Origin of the sequence: Rhodococcus ruber (assembly GCF_027270735.1) — a bacterium.
Classification (GTDB): domain Bacteria; phylum Actinomycetota; class Actinomycetes; order Mycobacteriales; family Mycobacteriaceae; genus Rhodococcoides; species Rhodococcoides rubrum_A.
The window spans coordinates 208,534-226,820 of the sequence record NZ_JAPWIJ010000002.1 but is presented as its reverse complement, the minus strand read 5'-3'; the positions used below and the strand labels follow the sequence as shown (position 1 = coordinate 226,820).

Annotated in this window: 18 protein-coding genes; 11 read left to right on the top strand and 7 right to left on the bottom strand. The window is 63.0% G+C overall.

Translation table 11 applies throughout. The features are described 5' to 3' along the window. The gene (locus O4220_RS04795) at nucleotides 1–771 is read right to left on the bottom strand and encodes a GntR family transcriptional regulator (protein WP_269602491.1); all 771 of its coding nucleotides are present in this window, start codon (nucleotides 769–771) and stop codon (nucleotides 1–3) included. Between the two features lie 189 nt (nucleotides 772–960). Here O4220_RS04795 and iolC point away from each other — a divergent pair, with 189 nt between their 5' ends. From iolC to O4220_RS04755, 8 genes are read left to right on the top strand one after another with little or no spacing between them, the layout of a single operon-like run. Further along, complete coding sequence (gene iolC / locus O4220_RS04790; RefSeq protein ID WP_269602489.1) at nucleotides 961–1,959, top strand: 5-dehydro-2-deoxygluconokinase; 999 nt, start codon at nucleotides 961–963, stop codon at nucleotides 1,957–1,959. Beyond that, nucleotides 1,952–2,854, top strand: a complete 903-nt coding sequence (locus O4220_RS04785; protein WP_269602488.1) for a Cgl0159 family (beta/alpha)8-fold protein — start codon at nucleotides 1,952–1,954, stop codon at nucleotides 2,852–2,854. The genes iolC and O4220_RS04785 overlap by 8 nt, the downstream gene beginning before the upstream one ends. Nucleotides 2,855–2,857: 3 nt before the next feature. Next, a complete protein-coding gene (gene iolB / locus O4220_RS04780) occupies nucleotides 2,858–3,739 on the top strand; it encodes a 5-deoxy-glucuronate isomerase (RefSeq protein ID WP_269602487.1) in 882 nt (293 codons plus the stop codon). After that, nucleotides 3,736–5,694 carry a 3D-(3,5/4)-trihydroxycyclohexane-1,2-dione acylhydrolase (decyclizing) gene (iolD, locus tag O4220_RS04775; protein WP_269602486.1) on the top strand — a complete coding sequence of 653 codons (1,959 nt, stop codon included), beginning with the start codon at nucleotides 3,736–3,738 and terminating at the stop codon, nucleotides 5,692–5,694. Before iolB ends, iolD begins: the two co-directional genes overlap by 4 nt. Nucleotides 5,695–5,736: 42 nt before the next feature. After that, a complete protein-coding gene (locus tag O4220_RS04770; protein ID WP_269602485.1) occupies nucleotides 5,737–6,660 on the top strand; it encodes a sugar phosphate isomerase/epimerase family protein in 924 nt (307 codons plus the stop codon). A 22-nt stretch (nucleotides 6,661–6,682) separates the two neighbouring features. After that, nucleotides 6,683–7,717 (top strand): Gfo/Idh/MocA family protein, encoded by a 1,035-nt coding sequence (locus O4220_RS04765; RefSeq protein WP_269602484.1) that lies wholly within the window; start codon nucleotides 6,683–6,685, stop codon nucleotides 7,715–7,717. A gap of 5 nt (nucleotides 7,718–7,722) precedes the next feature. Then, the gene (locus O4220_RS04760; protein ID WP_269602483.1) at nucleotides 7,723–8,592 is read left to right on the top strand and encodes a sugar phosphate isomerase/epimerase family protein; all 870 of its coding nucleotides are present in this window, start codon (nucleotides 7,723–7,725) and stop codon (nucleotides 8,590–8,592) included. Nucleotides 8,593–8,616: 24 nt separating this feature from the next. Beyond that, nucleotides 8,617–10,113 (top strand): CoA-acylating methylmalonate-semialdehyde dehydrogenase, encoded by a 1,497-nt coding sequence (locus tag O4220_RS04755; RefSeq protein ID WP_269602482.1) that lies wholly within the window; start codon nucleotides 8,617–8,619, stop codon nucleotides 10,111–10,113. A gap of 260 nt (nucleotides 10,114–10,373) precedes the next feature. On the opposite strand, the gene O4220_RS04750 is transcribed toward O4220_RS04755, so the two are convergent. Then, on the bottom strand, nucleotides 10,374–10,730 hold the full coding sequence (locus O4220_RS04750; protein WP_269602481.1) for a universal stress protein: 357 nt from the start codon (nucleotides 10,728–10,730) through the stop codon (nucleotides 10,374–10,376). A 28-nt stretch (nucleotides 10,731–10,758) separates the two neighbouring features. Further along, a complete protein-coding gene (locus O4220_RS04745) occupies nucleotides 10,759–12,174 on the bottom strand; it encodes a sugar porter family MFS transporter (RefSeq protein ID WP_269602480.1) in 1,416 nt (471 codons plus the stop codon). Nucleotides 12,175–12,454: 280 nt separating this feature from the next. On the opposite strand from O4220_RS04745, the gene O4220_RS04740 reads away from it, so the two are divergent. Together O4220_RS04740 and O4220_RS04735 are read left to right on the top strand one after the other, a co-directional pair. Next, on the top strand, nucleotides 12,455–13,483 hold the full coding sequence (locus tag O4220_RS04740; protein ID WP_269602479.1) for a LacI family DNA-binding transcriptional regulator: 1,029 nt from the start codon (nucleotides 12,455–12,457) through the stop codon (nucleotides 13,481–13,483). An 86-nt stretch (nucleotides 13,484–13,569) separates the two neighbouring features. Beyond that, nucleotides 13,570–13,710, top strand: a complete 141-nt coding sequence (locus tag O4220_RS04735; RefSeq protein WP_269602478.1) for a hypothetical protein — start codon at nucleotides 13,570–13,572, stop codon at nucleotides 13,708–13,710. 108 nt (nucleotides 13,711–13,818) lie between these two features. Here the strand turns inward: O4220_RS04735 and O4220_RS04730 are convergent, their stop codons facing one another. Beyond that, nucleotides 13,819–14,223, bottom strand: a complete 405-nt coding sequence (locus O4220_RS04730; protein ID WP_269602477.1) for a nuclear transport factor 2 family protein — start codon at nucleotides 14,221–14,223, stop codon at nucleotides 13,819–13,821. A gap of 103 nt (nucleotides 14,224–14,326) precedes the next feature. Next, nucleotides 14,327–14,887 carry a PadR family transcriptional regulator gene (locus O4220_RS04725; RefSeq protein ID WP_269602476.1) on the bottom strand — a complete coding sequence of 187 codons (561 nt, stop codon included), beginning with the start codon at nucleotides 14,885–14,887 and terminating at the stop codon, nucleotides 14,327–14,329. Between the two features lie 89 nt (nucleotides 14,888–14,976). On the opposite strand from O4220_RS04725, the gene O4220_RS04720 reads away from it, so the two are divergent. Continuing rightward, nucleotides 14,977–15,756: an SGNH/GDSL hydrolase family protein gene (locus tag O4220_RS04720; RefSeq protein ID WP_269602475.1), complete on the top strand. Its 780-nt coding sequence runs from the start codon at nucleotides 14,977–14,979 to the stop codon at nucleotides 15,754–15,756. A 25-nt stretch (nucleotides 15,757–15,781) separates the two neighbouring features. Here O4220_RS04720 and O4220_RS04715 read toward each other — a convergent pair whose 3' ends face one another. Further along, complete coding sequence (locus O4220_RS04715) at nucleotides 15,782–17,071, bottom strand: sensor domain-containing diguanylate cyclase (protein WP_269602473.1); 1,290 nt, start codon at nucleotides 17,069–17,071, stop codon at nucleotides 15,782–15,784. Nucleotides 17,072–17,248: 177 nt separating this feature from the next. Further along, on the bottom strand, nucleotides 17,249–18,223 hold the full coding sequence (locus O4220_RS04710; protein WP_269602472.1) for an iron-siderophore ABC transporter substrate-binding protein: 975 nt from the start codon (nucleotides 18,221–18,223) through the stop codon (nucleotides 17,249–17,251). Nucleotides 18,224–18,287 lie beyond the last annotated feature (64 nt).

Sequence of the window (18,287 nt, the reverse complement as noted above, 5' to 3'; positions counted from 1 at the left end):
TCAGCGGTCGACCAGGGTGGTGTCGAAGTAATACCGTGACGCCCGGTACACGTGCGCTCCGAACTCGACGACGCTCCCCGAGTCGTCGAAAGCGGTGCGGTGCATGGTCAGTAGGGGCGCCTTGTACTTTTCGTCGAGCAGGGCTGCCTCGTCGCGGTCGGCCGCGCGGGCGCCGATGCGCTGGCGGGCGAGCCGGATGTGCACCCCTCGCGTACGCAGTGAGGAGTACAGGCCCTGGGTCTCCAACTCGTCCGGATCCGGGGCTATGTCGCTCGGCAGGTAATTGACCATGACCGCGAGTGGCTCACCGTTGGTGCTTCGGAGCCTGCGAATGGTGACGACGTCCGTCGTCTCGGAGATGTTCAGTTCCTGTGCGACGTCGTGAGTCGGCGGACCGACCTGGTAGTCGAGCAGGCGGGTCGTCGGGTTCTGGCCGGCGCGGGCGAGGTCGTCGAACAGGCTGGTGAGCTCGACCGGTCGGTGGACCGGGCTCTGAACCACCTGTGTTCCGACGCCCCGCTTCCGTACCAGCAGCCCCTTGTCGACAAGTTCCTGAATCGCGCGCCGGGTGGTGGGACGAGACAGGCTCAGCCGCTTGGCAAGTGCGAGCTCGTTCTCGAAGCGCTCTCCCGGCGCGAGGACACCCTGCAGGATGGCGGATTCGATGGCCTGGGCCAATTGAAAGTACAGAGGCACCGGGCTCGACCGATTGAGTTCGACGGGAAGTTGAGCCGCCTCGGTTGCAGCCGCCGCTGTGTTCGACGTGGTCACTGGTCTCTCCCGCCATTCTGTGGGCGCTGTGGGCACCGGTTTGTACGAAGTCTAGGTCATGGATAACATCACTTGACCGGAAGTAAGAATGTCAGGACAAACTATTGACATTCTTATGTGAGCTCACGCACAGTGGACGCATCGAAGAAACGTGGGGAAGCCCCCACTCGAAACCAACACCTCACACCAATGGAGTCGATCGTGACCACCTCAGCCGACGCGAACACCGCGGCCTTCGACGTCCTCGCCATCGGGCGAAGCGGTGTCGATATCTATCCACTGCAGACCGGCGTCGGTCTCGAGGAGGTCGACACCTTCGGAAAGTTCCTGGGCGGTAGCGCCGCGAACGTCACCGTTGCCGCCGCGCGACTGGGCTGCCGATCGGCGTTGATCTCCGGCGTCGGCAACGACCCCTTCGGTCGATACGTGGCCGCGGAACTGGCCCGGTTGGGTGTCGACAACCGATTCGTCGTGACCGACGACCAGTTCGCGACTCCGGTCACGTTCTGCGAGATCTTCCCGCCCGACGACTTTCCGCTGTACTTCTATCGGAAGCCGTCGGCACCCGACCTCCAGATCCGTCCGGAGAACATCGACGTCGATGCTGTCCGCAACGCACGCCTGTACTGGTCGACAGTCACCGGCTTGTCCGAAGAGCCCAGTCGCAGCGCTCATTTCGCTGCCTGGGAGGCCCGAGATCGAGCGCCGTTGACCGTGTTGGATCTGGACTACCGGCCGATGTTCTGGGATTCGCCCGCCGCCGCGACGGAGCAGGTGCGCCGGGCGCTCGCCCAGGTCACGGTTGCCGTCGGAAACAAGGAAGAGTGTCAGATCGCAGTCGGTGAGACCGACCCGCACAAGGCGGCCGATGCACTCCTGGACCTCGGGGTCTCCCTTGCCATCGTCAAGATGGGCCCCAAAGGTGTTCTCGGCAAGACGAAGAAGCAGACCGTCACGGTGGCACCGAATTTCGTCGACGTGGTCAACGGTCTCGGCGCGGGCGACAGCTTCGGCGGTTCGCTGTGCCACGGCTTGCTCGCCGGTTGGCCCCTGGAGAAAATCTTGCGTTACGGCAATGCCGCAGGAGCGATCGTGGCATCGCGCCTCGAATGTTCGACGGCAATGCCCACCGCCACCGAAGTCGCTCTACTCGCCGAACAAACCGCAACGGAGGCTGTCAATGTCTGAGACCACCTTGAGTCCCGCACCCGCGGCCACCACTTACGCCGAGGTCACCGCGATTCGCGCTACCGATCCGCAGGCCATCGAACGTGCGTGGGCAACTCGGGTCACCCGCCCGACTATCCGCGGCAACGGCCGGCTGATGATCGTTGCTGCCGACCACCCGGCACGGGGAGCGCTGTCGGTCGGCTCGAACATGACCGCCATGAACAGCCGCACCGAGCTGCTGGACCGGCTTCGCACCGCGCTCGCCAACCCCGGCGTGGACGGTGTGCTCGGATCCGCCGACATCCTGGACGACCTCGTGCTGCTCGGTGCGCTCGAGGACAAGGTGGTCTTCTCGTCGATGAATCGCGGCGGCTTGGCCGGCGCGTCGTTCGAGTTGGACGATCGAATGACGGGTGCCACAGCTGCTTCCACGGCCAAGGCGCGGATGAACGGTGCGAAGATGCTCACCCGGATTGCGCTCGACGATCCGGGCACGCTGGCGACGATGACCGCCTGCGCGCAGGCAATCGACGAACTGGCCGCGGCGAACCTCATCGCCATGGTCGAGCCGTTCCTCTCACGCAGGGTCGAAGGTCGCGTCAAGAACGACTTGAGCACCGACGCGGTCATCAAGTCGATTCACATCACGCAGGGCCTCGGATCCACTTCGGCCCACACATGGATGAAGCTTCCCGTCGTACCCGAGATGGAACGTGTCATGGACGCCACCACGTTCCCGACACTGCTACTCGGGGGTGACCCGCAGACCGCTCCTGAGGAGACGTACGCCAGTTGGGCACGCGCACTGGAGATTCCCGCAGTTCGGGGCCTGATCGTCGGTCGCACGTTGCTCTATCCACCGGACGGAAACGTCGAAGCTGCCGTCGGTACCGCCGTAGACATGGTGAGGTGAAACATGAACTCCGAGTACTACGTCGCTGCCGGTAGAGGTAGCGCGGACGGATTCGACGTCGTCGTCACACCGGACTCTGCCGGCTGGACCGAATCGAGCCTGTGGACGTTCACGCTCTCCGCAGGTCAGTCGGTCGAGCTCGACTCGGGTCCGGACGAGATCATGGTGCTTCCGCTGTCAGGTTCGGCTGCGGTCACCAGCGGCGGTACCACGTTCGAGCTCACCGGTCGGGCCTCGGTGTTCGACGGCCCGTCCGATTTCGTCTATGTCGGAAAAGATTCGGCGTACTCGGTGTCCAGCGCAGGCGGAGGCCGCTTCGCTCTCTGCGGGGCACGAGCGAAGAACGAGCTCCCCTTTCGTTACGTGCCCGCATCGGATATTTCGGTCGAACTGCGCGGCGCGGGCAACTGCAGTCGACAGGTCCACAACTTCGGTACCGCAGACACTTTCGACGCAGACTCGATCATCGCCTGCGAGGTCATCACGCCCGGTGGTAACTGGTCCTCGTACCCGGGCCACAAGCACGACGAGAACACCGCGACCGAATCGGCTCTGGAGGAGATCTACTACTTCGAGATCGCCGACGGACCGCAGGGCGCAGCAGGTTTCGGCTACCACCGGGTCTACGGCACCCCGCAGCGACCGATCGAGGTGCTCGAAGAAGTGCGAACCGGAGACGTGGTCCTCGTTCCGCACGGATACCACGGACCGTCCGTTGCAGCCCCCGGGTACCACATGTACTACCTCAACGTCATGGCCGGACCCGGTGCCGAACGTGCCTGGAACATCGTCGACGACCCCGAACACACCTGGATTCGCGGCAGCTGGACCGACCAACCGGTCGACCCCCGCCTTCCCCTCCACACCGCACCGACAGGAGCATGACCGTGGTGTCCACAGCGCCGATCTCGGCGAGCAAGAACGACAACGCCGAACCGACAGTGCATCTGACGGTCTCGCAGGCCGTCGTGAAGTTTCTGGCCAACCAGTTCGTCGAGCGCGACGGCGTCCGCGCCAAGTTCTTCGCGGGAGCCTTCGGCATCTTCGGTCACGGGAATGTCGCGGGCCTCGGGCAAGCATTACTACAGGCCGAGATCGACTCTGTCGAAGCCGGCACCGAACCGGAATTGCCCTATGTCCTCGGACGTAACGAACAAGCCATGGTGCACAGCGCCGTGGCCTATGCCCGCCAGAAGGACCGTCTGCAGACCTGGGCGGTGACGGCCAGCGTCGGGCCCGGCTCGACCAACATGCTGACCGGCGCAGCTCTGGCCACGATCAACCGGCTGCCCGTATTACTGCTTCCAGCAGACACTTTCGCCACGCGCGCCAGCGCGCCGGTGCTGCAGGAGCTCGAACTTCCGTCCAGTGGCGACGTCACGGTCAACGATGCATTCAAGCCGCTGTCTCGTTACTTCGACCGGGTGTGGCGCCCCGAGCAGTTGCCGAGTGCTCTGCTCGGTGCGATGCGCGTGCTCACCGATCCGGTCGAAACGGGTGCGGCGACCGTCGCCATTCCGCAAGATGTGCAGGCCGAAGCATTCGACTGGCCGACATCACTCTTCGCGCCGCGTACGTGGCACGTGGCCCGGCCTGTCCCGGAGAAATCCGCCGTCGAGCGGGCGGCCGACGTGATCCGCGGCGCGCGGAAACCGCTGATCGTCGCGGGTGGAGGCGTGATCTATTCGCGTGCAACCGATGCGCTTGCCTCGTTCTGTGCGACGACGGGGATTCCCGTCGGGCAGAGCCAGGCGGGCAAAGGATCGTTGCCGTACGACCACCCACAGTCCGTCGGCGCCGTCGGCTCCACCGGAACGACGGCCGCCAACGCGCTCGCAACCGAAGCCGACGTCGTGATCGGAATCGGAACGCGTTACAGCGATTTCACCACCGCTTCGCGCACCGCGTTCACCAACCCCGACGTGAAGTTCGTCAACATCAACGTGGCCTCGATCGACTCGGTCAAGCAGGGCGGTGTCTCCGTCGTCGCCGACGCCCGTGAGAGCATCGACGCGCTGGCCGAGGCCCTCGGAGACTTCACGGTGTCGGACGGCTATCGTGGCAGAGTCACCGAGCTCGCGCAGCACTGGGACGACACGGTGACCTCGGTGTACGCCATCGAGGATTCGTCCGCACCGCTGAATCAGAACCAGGTCATCGGTCTCGCGAATAGCCTGTCCGATCCCCGCGACGTCGTGGTGTGTGCTGCCGGCTCCATGCCCGGTGATCTGCACAAGCTCTGGCGCACAAGGGATGTGAAGGGATATCACGTCGAGTACGGCTTCTCGTGCATGGGCTACGAGGTAGCAGGCGGTATCGGTGCAAAAATGGCCGAGCCCGACCGCGACGTGTTCATCATGGTGGGCGACGGCTCGTACCTGATGATGGCGACCGAACTGGTCACCGCCGTGCAGGAGGGCGTCAAGGTCATCATGATTCTCGTGCAGAACCACGGTTTCGCATCCATCGGTTCGCTGTCGGAGTCGCTCGGATCGCAGAGGTTCGGCACCGATTACCGGTATCGGAGCGACGACGGTCGCCTGGACGGTGGCATCCTGCCGGTCGACTTGGCCGCGAACGCGGCAAGCCTCGGCGTGGACGTCGTCCGGGTGAACAACGGCAACGAGTTCACGGACGCGGTGAAGGCGGCGAAGGCGAGCGAGACGAGCACGGTCATCCACGTCGAGACCGATCCACTCATCGCTGCACCGGATTCCGAGTCCTGGTGGGATGTGCCGGTCAGTGCCACCTCGACCCTCGAGTCGACGAAGACCGCATACGAGACGTATCAGAAGTGGAAGAAGATCCAGCGGCCGTTCCTGCGTCCGTCCGGCCAGTAGTCACCCCACAACATTCGGCATATTTCGAGAGGAACTATTTTCATGAGCGTTATTCGCGTGGGATCGGCACCTGATTCGTGGGGCGTCTGGTTCCCGGAAGACCCGCAGCAGACCCCGTACGGCCGGTTCCTCGACGAGGTGTCCGCATCGGGCTACGAGTGGATCGAGCTCGGGCCGTTCGGATATCTTCCGACCGACCCCCGGCAGCTGTCCGACGAGCTCGCTGCGCACAACCTGAAGCTCTCTGCGGGAACCGTTTTCGAGCACCTGCACCAGGACGATTCCTGGGATGCGGTCTGGACCCAGATCGAAGATGTCGCGAAACTGACTGCAGCAGTGGGCGGAAAGCACGTCGTCGTCATTCCCGAGATGTGGCGTGACCCAGGCACCGGTGCGGTGCTGGAGGACCGCACGCTCACCCCCGATCAGTGGCGCAAGAAGACCGAGGGCATGAACGAGCTCGGCAAGCGCATGTTCGAGCAGTACGGCGTCAAGGCTCAGTACCACCCGCACGCGGACTCTCACATCGACACCGAGGAGAACGTCTATCGGTTCCTCGATGGCACGTCGAGTGAGTTCGTCAATCTGTGCCTGGATACCGGTCACATCAGTTACTGCGGTGGAGACAACATCGCCATCATCGAGCGCGCACCGGAGCGCATCGGATACCTGCATCTCAAGCAGGTCGACGAAGCCGTTCGCGCCCGAGTCGAGGCGGAGGATCTGCCGTTCGGCGAGGCATGCAAGCTCGGCGCGATGACCGAACCGCCCCTGGGCATCCCGGACATGCCGCCACTGCTGTCGACCATCGAGCGGTTGGCCGATGAAGGCAAGCTCACAGCAGACATCTTCGCGATCGTCGAGCAGGACATGTATCCGTGCGAACCGGACTACCCGCTGCCGATCGCACAGCGCACTCGCAAGTACCTGGGCTCCTGCGGGATCCCATCCATCCAGTTCAGCTGATACCCGCAAGGAGACTTTTTTCATGACCAACGAACTGCGCATCGCCGTCCTCGGGGTCGGCATGATGGGTGCCGACCACGTCGCACGCATCTCCTCGAAGATCGCCGGTGCACGCGTTGCCGTCGTCAACGATTACTTCACCGAAAAGGCGGAAGAGCTCGCCGCGTCCATCCCTGGCGCTCGGGTCGTCAACGACCCGATCGACGCCATTGCCGATCCCGAGGTCGATGCCGTGTTGCTCGCGACCCCCGGTCCGACGCACGAGAAGCAGCTCCTCGCGTGTCTCGAGTACGGCAAGCCCGTCATGTGCGAGAAGCCGCTGACCACGGACGTCGAAACCTCGCTCGCAGTGGTGAAGGCGGAGGCCGAATTGGGCAAGAAGCTCATCCAGGTCGGCTTCATGCGCCGCTTCGACAACGAGTACGCAGACCTCAAGGCTCTGATCGACTCCGGAGACATCGGTCGGCCGCTCGTCGTGCACTGCGCACATCGAAACCCGGCTGTACCGCCGCACTTCGACAGCGCGATGATCGTCAAGGATTCGCTGGTGCACGAAGTCGACGTCACCCGCTTCCTGCTCGACGAGGAAATCACGACGGTGCAGATCATCACACCGTCTGCAAACACGAATGCGCCGGCGGGACTCAAGGATCCACAGATCGCCATCTTCACGACCGAGACCGGTCGGCATGTCGACGCGGAGGTGTTCGTGACCACGGGCGTCGCGTACGAGGTCAGGACAGAGGTAGTGGCCGAAGGTGGCAGTGCCATGATCGGTCTCGATGTAGGCCTGGTGCGTAAGTCCGCGCCCGGAACCTGGGGCGGCACGATCACACCGTCGTTCAAGGAGCGCTTCGGGCAGGCATACGACACGGAAATTCAGCGATGGGTCGACGCCGTGCGCTCGGGTGCCGAGACCGGAAACTACGTCGACGGTCCCGGCGCATGGGACGGCTATGCCGCAGCAGCTGTGTGCGAGGCCGGAGTGAAGTCGCTCGAGTCGGGTGCTCCCGTGGCCGTGGATATGGTTCCGCGGTCCTCGATCCCGGGCGCGTGAAGCGAATGAAGATCGCGCTCGATCCGACTCCGTTCCATCACGACTACTCGCTGCTCGAATTACCCCGTGTGGTAGCCGATCTCGGGTACGAGTGGTTGCAGTTGACGCCGCATGTTGACATGATTCCTTTCTTCAACCATCCGAAAGCCGACGACGACCTCGTCTCCAAGTTCAAGAAGGCGTGTTCCGACGCCGGTGTCGGTATTGCATCCGTGCTTCCGGTGCTGCGGTGGTCCGGTCCCGACGAGGACGCGCGTGAGGCCGCAGTTCGGTACTGGAAGCGCGCGATTCAGATCACCGTCGACCTCGGTGTGTCGACCATGAACACCGAGTTCAGCGGTCGACCCGAGAAGCCAGAGGAATCCGAACGGGCCTTCTACCGGTCGATGGAGGAGCTGGTTCCCATCATCGAACGTGAAGGTCTCGATGTGTTGATCGATCCGCATCCCGACGATTTCGTCGAAGACGGTCTGGCGGCGGTTCGTACCATTCGAGGAATCAACTCGAAGAACATCGGCATGGTGATCGTGGCATGTCACCAGTTCCACATGGGCGGCGATCTCGACGCGATCATGGCGGCGGCGGGCGACATGGTGCGACTGGTGCACGTGGCCGACACGATGGATCATCATCGCTCGCACGGGCTTCGATACATCACCAATCCTCCGGGCAACGCCGTACGCGTACATCAGCACCTCAAGATCGGTGACGGTGATGTCGATTGGAACCAGTTCTTCGGCGGCCTCGGCAAGCTCGGCTTCTACGACCGCGACACCGTCATGGTCTCGAGTGTGTTCGCGGAGAACGAGAACGCGCACGATGTCTCGCGCTATCAGCTCGACACCATTCGGAAGTACGTCTCCGAGCACTCCTGATTTTCACTCACGTAGGGACACAACATGACCGACAACGTTATTGCACATTGGGTGGACGGAAAGCCGTTCGCCGGCACGTCCGACAAGACCGCGCCGGTCACCAACCCCGCCACCGGCCAGATCACCGGCCAGGTAGCGCTGGCCACCGTCGACGATGCACGCGCTGTCATCGCCTCTGCCGCAGCGGCATTCCCGGCGTGGCGAGATACCTCGTTGGCCAAGCGAACCGCGATCGTCTTCAAGTTCCGGGAATTGCTCAACGCCAAGAAGGGTGAGCTCGCCGAGATCATCACCGCCGAGCACGGCAAGGTCCTCTCCGATGCACTCGGCGAGATCAGCCGCGGCCAGGAAGTCGTCGAATTCGCCTGTGGAATACCGCATCTTCTCAAGGGTGGCTTCACCGAGAACGCATCGACGAAGGTCGACATCTACTCGATCCGGCAGCCTCTCGGACCCGTCGGGATCATTTCTCCGTTCAACTTCCCGGCGATGGTGCCGATGTGGTTCTTCCCCATCGCCATTGCGGCAGGTAACACGGTCGTTCTCAAGCCCAGCGAGAAGGATCCGACAGCGTCGCTGTGGATCGCCGAGCTCTGGGAAGAAGCCGGCCTACCTCCGGGTGTCTTCAACGTGCTCCAGGGAGACAAGGTCTCCGTCGACGAATTGCTCGAGAACAAGGCAATCAAGTCGATCAGCTTCGTCGGGTCGACACCGATCGCGCAGTACGTCTACTCCACCGGCACTGCGAACGGTAAGCGCGTCCAGGCTCTCGGCGGAGCGAAGAACCATGCGATCGTTCTCCCCGACGCCGATCTGGACCTCGCGGCCGACGCCATGGTCAACGCCGGCTTCGGATCGGCAGGTGAGCGTTGCATGGCCATCTCCGCGCTGGTTGCCGTCGGGAACATCGCCGACGAACTGGTGGCGAAGATCGTCGAGCGCACCACACCACTGGTCACCGGCGACGGCACCCGCGGCGCAGACATGGGACCGCTGGTGACCAAGGCGCACCGCGACAAGGTCGCCTCCTACGTTGATGCCGGCGAAGCCGCCGGCGCGACCATCGTGGTCGACGGCCGTACGGTCCAGGCCGACGGCGGCAAGGACGGCTTCTGGCTCGGCCCGACGCTGATCGACAACGTCACCACCGACATGTCCATCTACACCGACGAGATCTTCGGGCCGGTCCTCTCGGTCGTCCGCGTTGATACATACGACGAGGCACTCGAGCTCATCAACTCGAACCCGTACGGCAACGGCACCGCCATTTTCACCAACGACGGTGGTGCTGCCCGGCGTTTCCAGAACGAGGTCGAGGTCGGCATGATCGGCATCAACGTCCCGATCCCGGTCCCCATGGCGTACTACAGCTTCGGTGGTTGGAAGAACAGTCTGTTCGGCGACACCCATGCCCACGGAATGGAAGGTGTGCACTTCTTCACCCGCGGTAAAGCTGTCACCAGTCGGTGGCTCGATCCGAGCCACGGCGGCATCAACCTCGGATTCCCTGAGAACGACTGAGCATTGAAAACGACTGAGCCCTGAAAACGACTGAGCCCTGAAATCGACTGAGTCCTGAACTGCGAGACCCCCGCTTCCATTGTCGGAGCGGGGGTCTCGCGCTGCGTGGGTGCATATCGGTGAGCTGCACTGTGGACGGCCGCTGTCGACACAGCTGTGCGGTCCGGCGGACTACCGTCGTCGACGACGAGAAGACCCTGCGCGGCATGTTCAGCTGCGCAGGGTCTCTTCGGTAGGTACGAATCGGTGACGGGTCGGATTCAGCTGGGTTGGACGCTCAGGACCGGGACGGGCGACATCATCAGTAGGCGCTGAGTGATGCTGCCCAGCAACGCTTTGCCGACACGACTGCGTCTCTTGATTCCGATGACGAGTCGCGTCACTTCGGGATGTGCGTCGATCTCGTCGAGGACCGCTGTTGCTGGGTCGCGGTCTGCGCGTCCGGCACGGTCGATGACCCGCACAGCAAGCTCTGCGTCCAGTCCGCTGACGTCGAGTCCGCCGAGAGTCAAATTCACCACGATCAGTTCGGTGCGCATGGCGCCTGCTTCGTCGGCCGCGACGCGCAGGGCGTGGCGGCCCTCTTCGTTGTCGGTTACTGCAACCAGTATTGCCATGTCGTGACGTCCTTTCGTTGCGTTCGGTTCACGAATACTCGCGACGGAATCCGGCCTCTAGCTGTTCGAGTGATTGCCCGCGTGTTTCCGGTACCTGGGTGACGATGAAGATCAGTGCCAGGACTCCGAGCCCGACGAAGATGAAGAAGGTCGGCGCTATGCCAAGGGCCTCGACGACAGGCGGGAATGCGAGCGCAACAACAGCATTGGCCGACCAGAGCATGAACACGCACACCCCGATTGCGAAGCTGCGGATCTTGAGAGGGAAGATTTCGGCAAGCATGAGCCACACCAGGGGACCGATGGTGCCCTGCATGCAGAAGACGAACAGGACGACGAAGACGAGGATGAAGTACGCCTTGGCATTGCCGTCCGGCAGTAGGAGGGCGGACAGGCCGACGAGGAGGTGGAAGAAGGTCGTCAGCCCGAAGCCGGCGATGAGCATCGTCCGGCGGTTCACCTTGTTCATGATGAGCAAACCGACAGTGATGCCGAGAACGCTGAACAGCCCGTTGAGCGTGTTGGCGATGATTGCCGCGCTGTCGGAGAATCCAGCGTCGCTGAGCAGCTGTGTGCCGTAGTACATGACCGAGTTGATCCCGGTGAACTGTTGAAAGACGCCGAGGCCGACGCCGATGAAGATGAGCCGCCGAATCCAGCGGACGGACAGGTCTGCGGCACCTCCGGTCTGGGAGAGTCTCTCCTCTTCGGCCAGAGCATGTACTTCGGCCATCTCGGCCACTGCGCGTTCGTCGGTCCGCACCTGCTTCAGCACTGCCAGTGCCTCGTCGTCGCGACCCTGCAGCACGAGCCAGCGCGGACTCTCGGGCATGCGCAGCATGCCGACGAACAGCGCGATCGCGGGGAAGAGTGCGACCACGAGCATGTAGCGCCACACCGACTCGTGGTCACCCCAGATATTGAAGATGATGGCATTGATGATGAAGGCCGCAAACTGGCCGCTCACGATCATGACCTCGTTGCGGGTGACCAGAGATCCGCGTCGTTCGGCAGGTGCAACCTCGGAGAGGTAGACCGGGACCGTGGCGGACGCGCCGCCGACTGCAAGACCGAGGATGAATCGGAATACCGCGAGCACCTCCCACGACGGGGCAAGCACACACCCGATCGTGCCGAGAGCGAAGACTCCGGAGAGCAGCAAGATGTTGTGGCGTCGCCCGTATTTGTCGGACAGACGCCCTCCCACCAGTGCGCCGATCGCGGCACCGAAGATGAGAATACTGACGACGAGACCTTCGGTGAAAGACGTGAGCCCCAGGTCGTCTTTCATCGGTTCGAGCGCACCGTTGATGACACCGGTGTCGTAGCCGAACAGTAGGCCGCCGAACGTCGCAACGACTGCGATGACGCCCAGTCGTCGGGAATGTGCCCCCGGGGTGTCGGGCGGGAGCGCACTCCGTGAGGTTGGTTGAGCTGAAGACATCTGTTTCTCATCCTCCGGTACCCGTGGTTGGCGATGTGCTGGCACAACTGAAACTGTATGTACGTATGTCTTAACATACTGACAGCAAAATGAGAAGTGGATCACATGGCTTCACCCGCCGAGCTGCCGCTCGAACGCACAGCGATCGAGAGCGCTCGGAGGTACGGTTTGTCGACGCAGTCAGGGTTCGCGAGAGTGGGAGTCAGTGGCTGGAAGTGAGCAGGGCGATCGACGCTCGGACGCGGATTCACGCGGCAGAGCGCGAGCTCGAAAACCCACGATGGACGATATTGCCGTCCGAGCGGGGGTATCGCGCACGCTTGTGTCGTTCGTCCTCGGAGGTAAGGCCGGTGCGGGGGAGCGAACGAGAGAGCGTGTCCTTCGAATCGCCGATGAGCTCGGCTACAAACCCGACGCCACCGCTCAGCTGTTGGCCCGCGGACGCAGTCGAACCATCGGAGTTCTGGTCGACGTCGAGCAGCCGTTCCAAGCTCAGTTGGTGAAGCGAATCTATCCGGTCGCGAAGGCCGCGGGTTACGAGGTCTTGCTATCCGCAAGCGCACCGGGGCGAGACGAAGTGGCTGCCGTCGAATCTCTGATCGGCCACCGATGCGAAGGGCTGATCCTGCTCGGCCCGAGTTCGGAACAATCGTACTTCGAGGAGTTGGAAGAGCGCGCCGTCGTAGTTGTCGTGGCAAAACCGTTGTCTCGGAGCAGCTTCGACAGCGTACGCAGTGCCGACGACAGCGGTGTTCGGCAATCCGTCGACCATCTGATCGAACTGGGGCACCGCGAGATCTATCACATCGACGGGGGATCTGGTCCGGGATCTGCGATCAGAAGCGCCGCTTATCGCGGTGCGATGGATCGACAGAACCTGGGCGATCGAATTCGAGTGATCGGCGGAGCCCATGACGAGGCGTCGGGGGTTGCGGCAGGACATCTCATGCTCGACGAAGGCACTTTGCCGACGGCGGTTCTTGCGGGCAACGATCGCTGCGCGTTGGGCCTCATGGATGCACTCGACCGCGCCGGAATCGATGTTCCCGGGGATGTGTCGATCGTCGGGTACGACGACAGCGACCTCGCGCGCCTGTCTCGGATCGATCTGACGACTGTGCGACAGAACGTCGACGCTCTGGCCGAGAACGCCGTTGCGTTCGCGGTGACACGCTTGGAGGACGGCTCCGTGCCGGCGTCCGAGATGATCGTGGAACCGCATCTCGTCGTGCGCGGAAGCACCGGACCGGTGCGTTCTGCCGAGCGCGCTCGCGTCTTGAGGCGACGGGGTTTCTCATCGAACTCTTGACTTCGACGTGTGATGTAGCCCATAGTTAGTTCTACTAACGCGCTTAAGTAACTGCGTCTCACGACGCACTGGAACTGGGAGATCAGATGTCGAATTTCGTCGAGGCCGGCGCTACCGCAGTGAAGTCCGCTGCCGCCGCACTCGCGTTCGCTGTGATGCTGTTCGTGTTGATTCTCGGCTTCGTCGCCTCCGGAATCATCGGCGCTGCAGGGGCGATCAGGAATTGAGAACGCTGTTGCCGGCGTAGGAAACGTCGGCGCGGGTCGCAACGCCAGTCATGTATTTCGCTGTTGCACAACGGATTCACCGCTACTCGGCAGTGGGCGACGTTCGCGTCAGCCGGTCTCGTCGGTGGGAGTGATCGGGGCCATCTCGGCGGCGAATTCCGTAGCCATGGCTCGTGAGAGTGCCTGTGCCGCTGACAGTGGACGCACCATCACGGTGAAGTCGTCGATAAGGCCATCGGAATCGAGGTGCAGGATGTCGCAGCCGTGGACGGTGACGTCGCCGATGCGGGCCTCGAAGAACATGACGTGATCGCGGCCGCCGACGTCGTCGACGGTTCGGACGTAATGGAAGTCGCGGAACACGCGAGTGACGGCGCGCAGTATCGCCGCGGTTGTCTGCTTGCCGTGGTACGGCTTGAAGGCAACGGGGGAGCTGAAGACGACGTCGTCAGCAAGGGCGGAGGCCATGGCGTCGTGGTCGTTCGCCTCGACGGCTTCTCGGAACAGTTGCACGCGTCATCTCCTTCAGTGAGGCCAGGATCGGGACTGCCCACGATCCGGTTGTTATCCGCGAACCATACACAACTTTGCGACTATTGATGGGGTTATGCCGCGGTCATCGGCGACCAGCACGGGCGTCGAGTACTTCGAGGACGCGGGCACCCCAACGCAGCGATTCCTCCTCGAACATTCGTCCTCGCATCAGGGTGAGGTACGGACCGATGCGATCAGCGGTCGCCAGAAAATCGGTCTCGGTGCGTCCGCCGAGCAGGCGGTGCGCCATTCGGTCGTACCTGGCCAGCTTGTCGCGCGAGAGCTGCATTCGTTCACGGATCGCAGCGGTCATCGGCTCTAGGTCGCCGGCCTCGAGTGCGTGGACTGCGACCAGATGCTCGTCGCGAATGGCTGGAAGTTTCGACCGCTTGTGACTGACCTGGCGCAGCGCGGCTCGGCCCTTGTCGGTCAGGCTGAACAGCTTCTTGTTGGGGCGACCGTCCTGCTCGACCAGCCTTGCCGAGATCACGTCGTCTCGATCCATTCGATCGAGCTCGCGGTATAGCTGTTGGGGAGTTGCAGTCCAAAAGTTGGCGACGGTGGCATCGAACGCTTTGGACAGGTCGTATCCCGACAGCTCCCCGTCGACCAGCGCGGCGAGCACAGCATCACGTAGCGACATGATTCGGCACAGTACCCGTCGCCCACACCTCGGGGCGCTCTGATAGACAACTTGTTGTATATTGGGCGCTTGATGAAAGAGCGGTGGATGTGGTGAAGGAAAAGGACCAGTTGCGTTACGTAGCCCTTGGCGACAGTCAGACGGAGGGGCTGAACGATGGCGACGAAGAAATGGGCTTTCGTGGCTGGGCCGATCGACTCGCCGAGCACATGGCGGGGAGCGACGACGGGATCGCCTATGCCAACCTCGCGGTGCGTGGTCGCAAAGCCGCGCAGGTCAGAGCCGAGCAGTTGCCCGCAGCTCTGGCGTTGAGACCGACCGTCGCGTCCGTCGCTGCCGGCGTCAACGACATCTTGCGGCCGAATTTCGATGCGCGGACCGTGGCAGGTGAGCTCGGCGCAATGTTCGGCGCACTGCGGTCCATCGACTGCACCGTCATCACCATGACGTTTCCCCGTCTTGCTCGCCCGGTCCCCGGTAGGGCAGTCATTGCGAGGCGTATGGCCGAACTGAACGTCGAGATTCGCAGGGTTGCAGAGGAATTCGGTGTCGTGGTGATCGACCTCGAGCAACATGATGTGGCTTCGGACCCGCGGCTGTGGAGCTGGGACCGTCTGCACCTGAACGAGACAGGACATGCGCGGCTTGCTGCAGCTGCTGCCTACGCACTCGGTCTACCGGGTGCCACGGACGCGTGGAATCGTCCTCTGGCACCACTCACACGCCCGCACCTGTTCTCCCGAGTTCGTGCCGACCTCGCCTGGGCCGGAATGTTCCTCGCGCCGTGGTTGGCTCGCCGAGTCCTCAGACGGTCCTCGGGCGACAGTCGGACGGCGAAACGGCCGGAGCTGACCTCGCTGGTCGGGTAGAGCGTCGACTGGAGTCTGTTCGAATTCACGGTGAGAAGGGCGGGATGTCGGTCCGATCCGAACTGCCCGTTTGCTTGGCCCTGTACAGAGCTCTGTCGGCCTGAGTCAGCATCTCTTCGAGGGTGCTGGCTCCCGTGTTGTGCGCGATGCCGATGCTGATCGACACCGAGACGTGGGCATCGACGATGTCGATCGGCGGCGACGCCGCGATGATCATCTCGCGTTCGATGTCAGCGGCAGATCGTGTTGGACCGAGCAGGGTGTCGTCGAAGAGCGCCGCAACGAACTCGTCACCGCCGATCCTTCCGAACACGGTGCCGGAGTCGCAGATCGCGACCAGCCTGGCGGCTGTGATCCGCAGAACTCTGTCCCCGGCCAAGTGTCCGTAGGTGTCGTTGATGCCTTTGAAGTCATCGAGATCGATGAACAAGACGGCTGCTGGTGCCGCCGTCTCCGCGGTCATCCGCTCGATTCGTTCGAGTAACGCAGCGCGATTGAGCACGCCGGTGAGATCGTCGACCCTCGATTTGATCAGAAGCTCGCGGTACGCCTCCAGCAGGCTGCTGGTCGTTGCTGCGAAATCGGTGACATCTCGGAAGCTGATAGCTACGACACTCTCCACGTAGTTGGCCGTCACCTCGAGCGTCCTTCCTGGAAGGAAGAGCGCTTGCACCACCCTGGTGACCTCGCCGCGAGTGGCGATTGCGTCACGGTGCAGATCGTCGAAGTAGGACCCTGCCGTCTCCGGCAGAGCCTCGTGCATGTGCCGTCCGACGACCTCCTCTCGACTGACGCCCAAGTGCCGCTCGGTCTGAGTGTTGATGTACTGCAACACCATCGCTTTGTCGACAATGGCGAATCCGAGGGAGACGCCATCGAGGATGCGGCCCCACCGCACGGCGGGCATGAGGTGCACCTGCGGTTCCGGGGGCGGCTCGACGAGCGAGACGACTCCGGTGAGTACCGAGGGCCGACCATCTGGGTCGTGCTCGATGGCAACGCTCCTGGTGAGTACGTGCCGAATGTTGTTGTCGCGATCTATGATTCGATAGATGCACTCCGCCCCGATGGAAGTGCGTGCATCACCGTAGAGGGTTCGGAGCACAGAGGTATCGTGCGGATGCACACGACTGCGCCAGATGTCGATGGCGGGCCGGTCGTCGTGACCGGCATCGAATATCGCGGCTGCGCGTGTATCCCATTCCAGGTATGAGGTGCCGATGTGAAAGCGGGTGATTCCGACGGACGCCGCGTGGAATGCCGTGTCCGAGACGAGTGGTTCCGCGCCGAACGACGGATGTGGGGCGTCGACCATCTCCGACTCCATCCCTCTGCCGACCCTGTTCCTCTACGAGTGTGTACCAATGGACCAATTCACGCGATGGAATCAGGGATTCTGTCGGTTTTCGGGTGCGCAGCGACAGGGAGCCCTTGGGCCGAATGTTCCGGAAGGGGCCAACCACGCGCTCAGTGCGGCGTCGTCACTTCTGTGTCAGAACTTCGGCACGATGTTGTTTGCGGCCCACTCGAGACTCAGCGGCGACGGGAAGGCGATCGACTGAGCCTCGGTCGGGGAGAGTGGAACAAAAGCTCCGCGCGCGACCGCGGACAGGGATGCGATAGCCGGGAGCGCTCGAAAAGCGTCGAGATCGGCGGGTTGACCCGTCGCGATCACGAGGTCGGCGTCATTGTCTGCCAAAAACTCGTAGGTGATCTGCGCTCGCCCCGGAATGGAGCTCGTCGGTAACCCGGTCGCGTAGTCGGTGGGCCGCATGCCGAGCGAGTCGAGAAATTGTGCTCCGGCGTCGTCGATCGAATTGACCACGTAGACACTGCCATTGGTGGGGCCGACGAAGAACGTGAACGTTTTTCCGGACAGGTCGGGGTTGGCTTCGGCCGCGGCGGAGATCGTCGAGTCGGTCTCTGCGATCACTCGTTCGCCATCGTCACTGCGCCCGAGTGCGGTCGCGATCGTTCTGGTGGCGTCCTGCCAGGTTTCGGCCGACGGCGTGCTCGAGTAGTGTACGACGGGCGCTATCGCCGACAGCTGTTCGTAGCGGGCGTCGAGTCCGAACGCCTTCGTCCCGACGATCAGGTCTGGCTCGTAGGCGAGGACGTCTTCGACCGACAGGTCGGCGTTGGCTCCTTGTAGGAACGCCGGGGCATCCTGATCGTCCAACTCTGCCTCGGCCCACGGTTGGAACCCCGATGCAGCGGTTGCTCGGGCGGTGGCCACCGGCGTCACTCCCAGCGACAGCAGAATGTCGGCGTCGGTCCACGACAGTGCGACGACTCGGGTGGGCTCCGAGCCAACCACGGAAGAACCGAGTGCCCCCTCGATCGTGGCCGGGAACTCGGCGGACGTGTTCGCGCCCGTCGGTTGTGCGGGATCGGGTGACTCGCTCGATGAGCAGCCCAGCAGAGAAACGACGACAACCGCGGTCAAGGCACCGAAAAACCTTCGCATATCGGACGATTGTAGGGGCCGAAGTCCTCGAGTGGGTCAGTGACGATCAGGTCGTGCAGTGTCC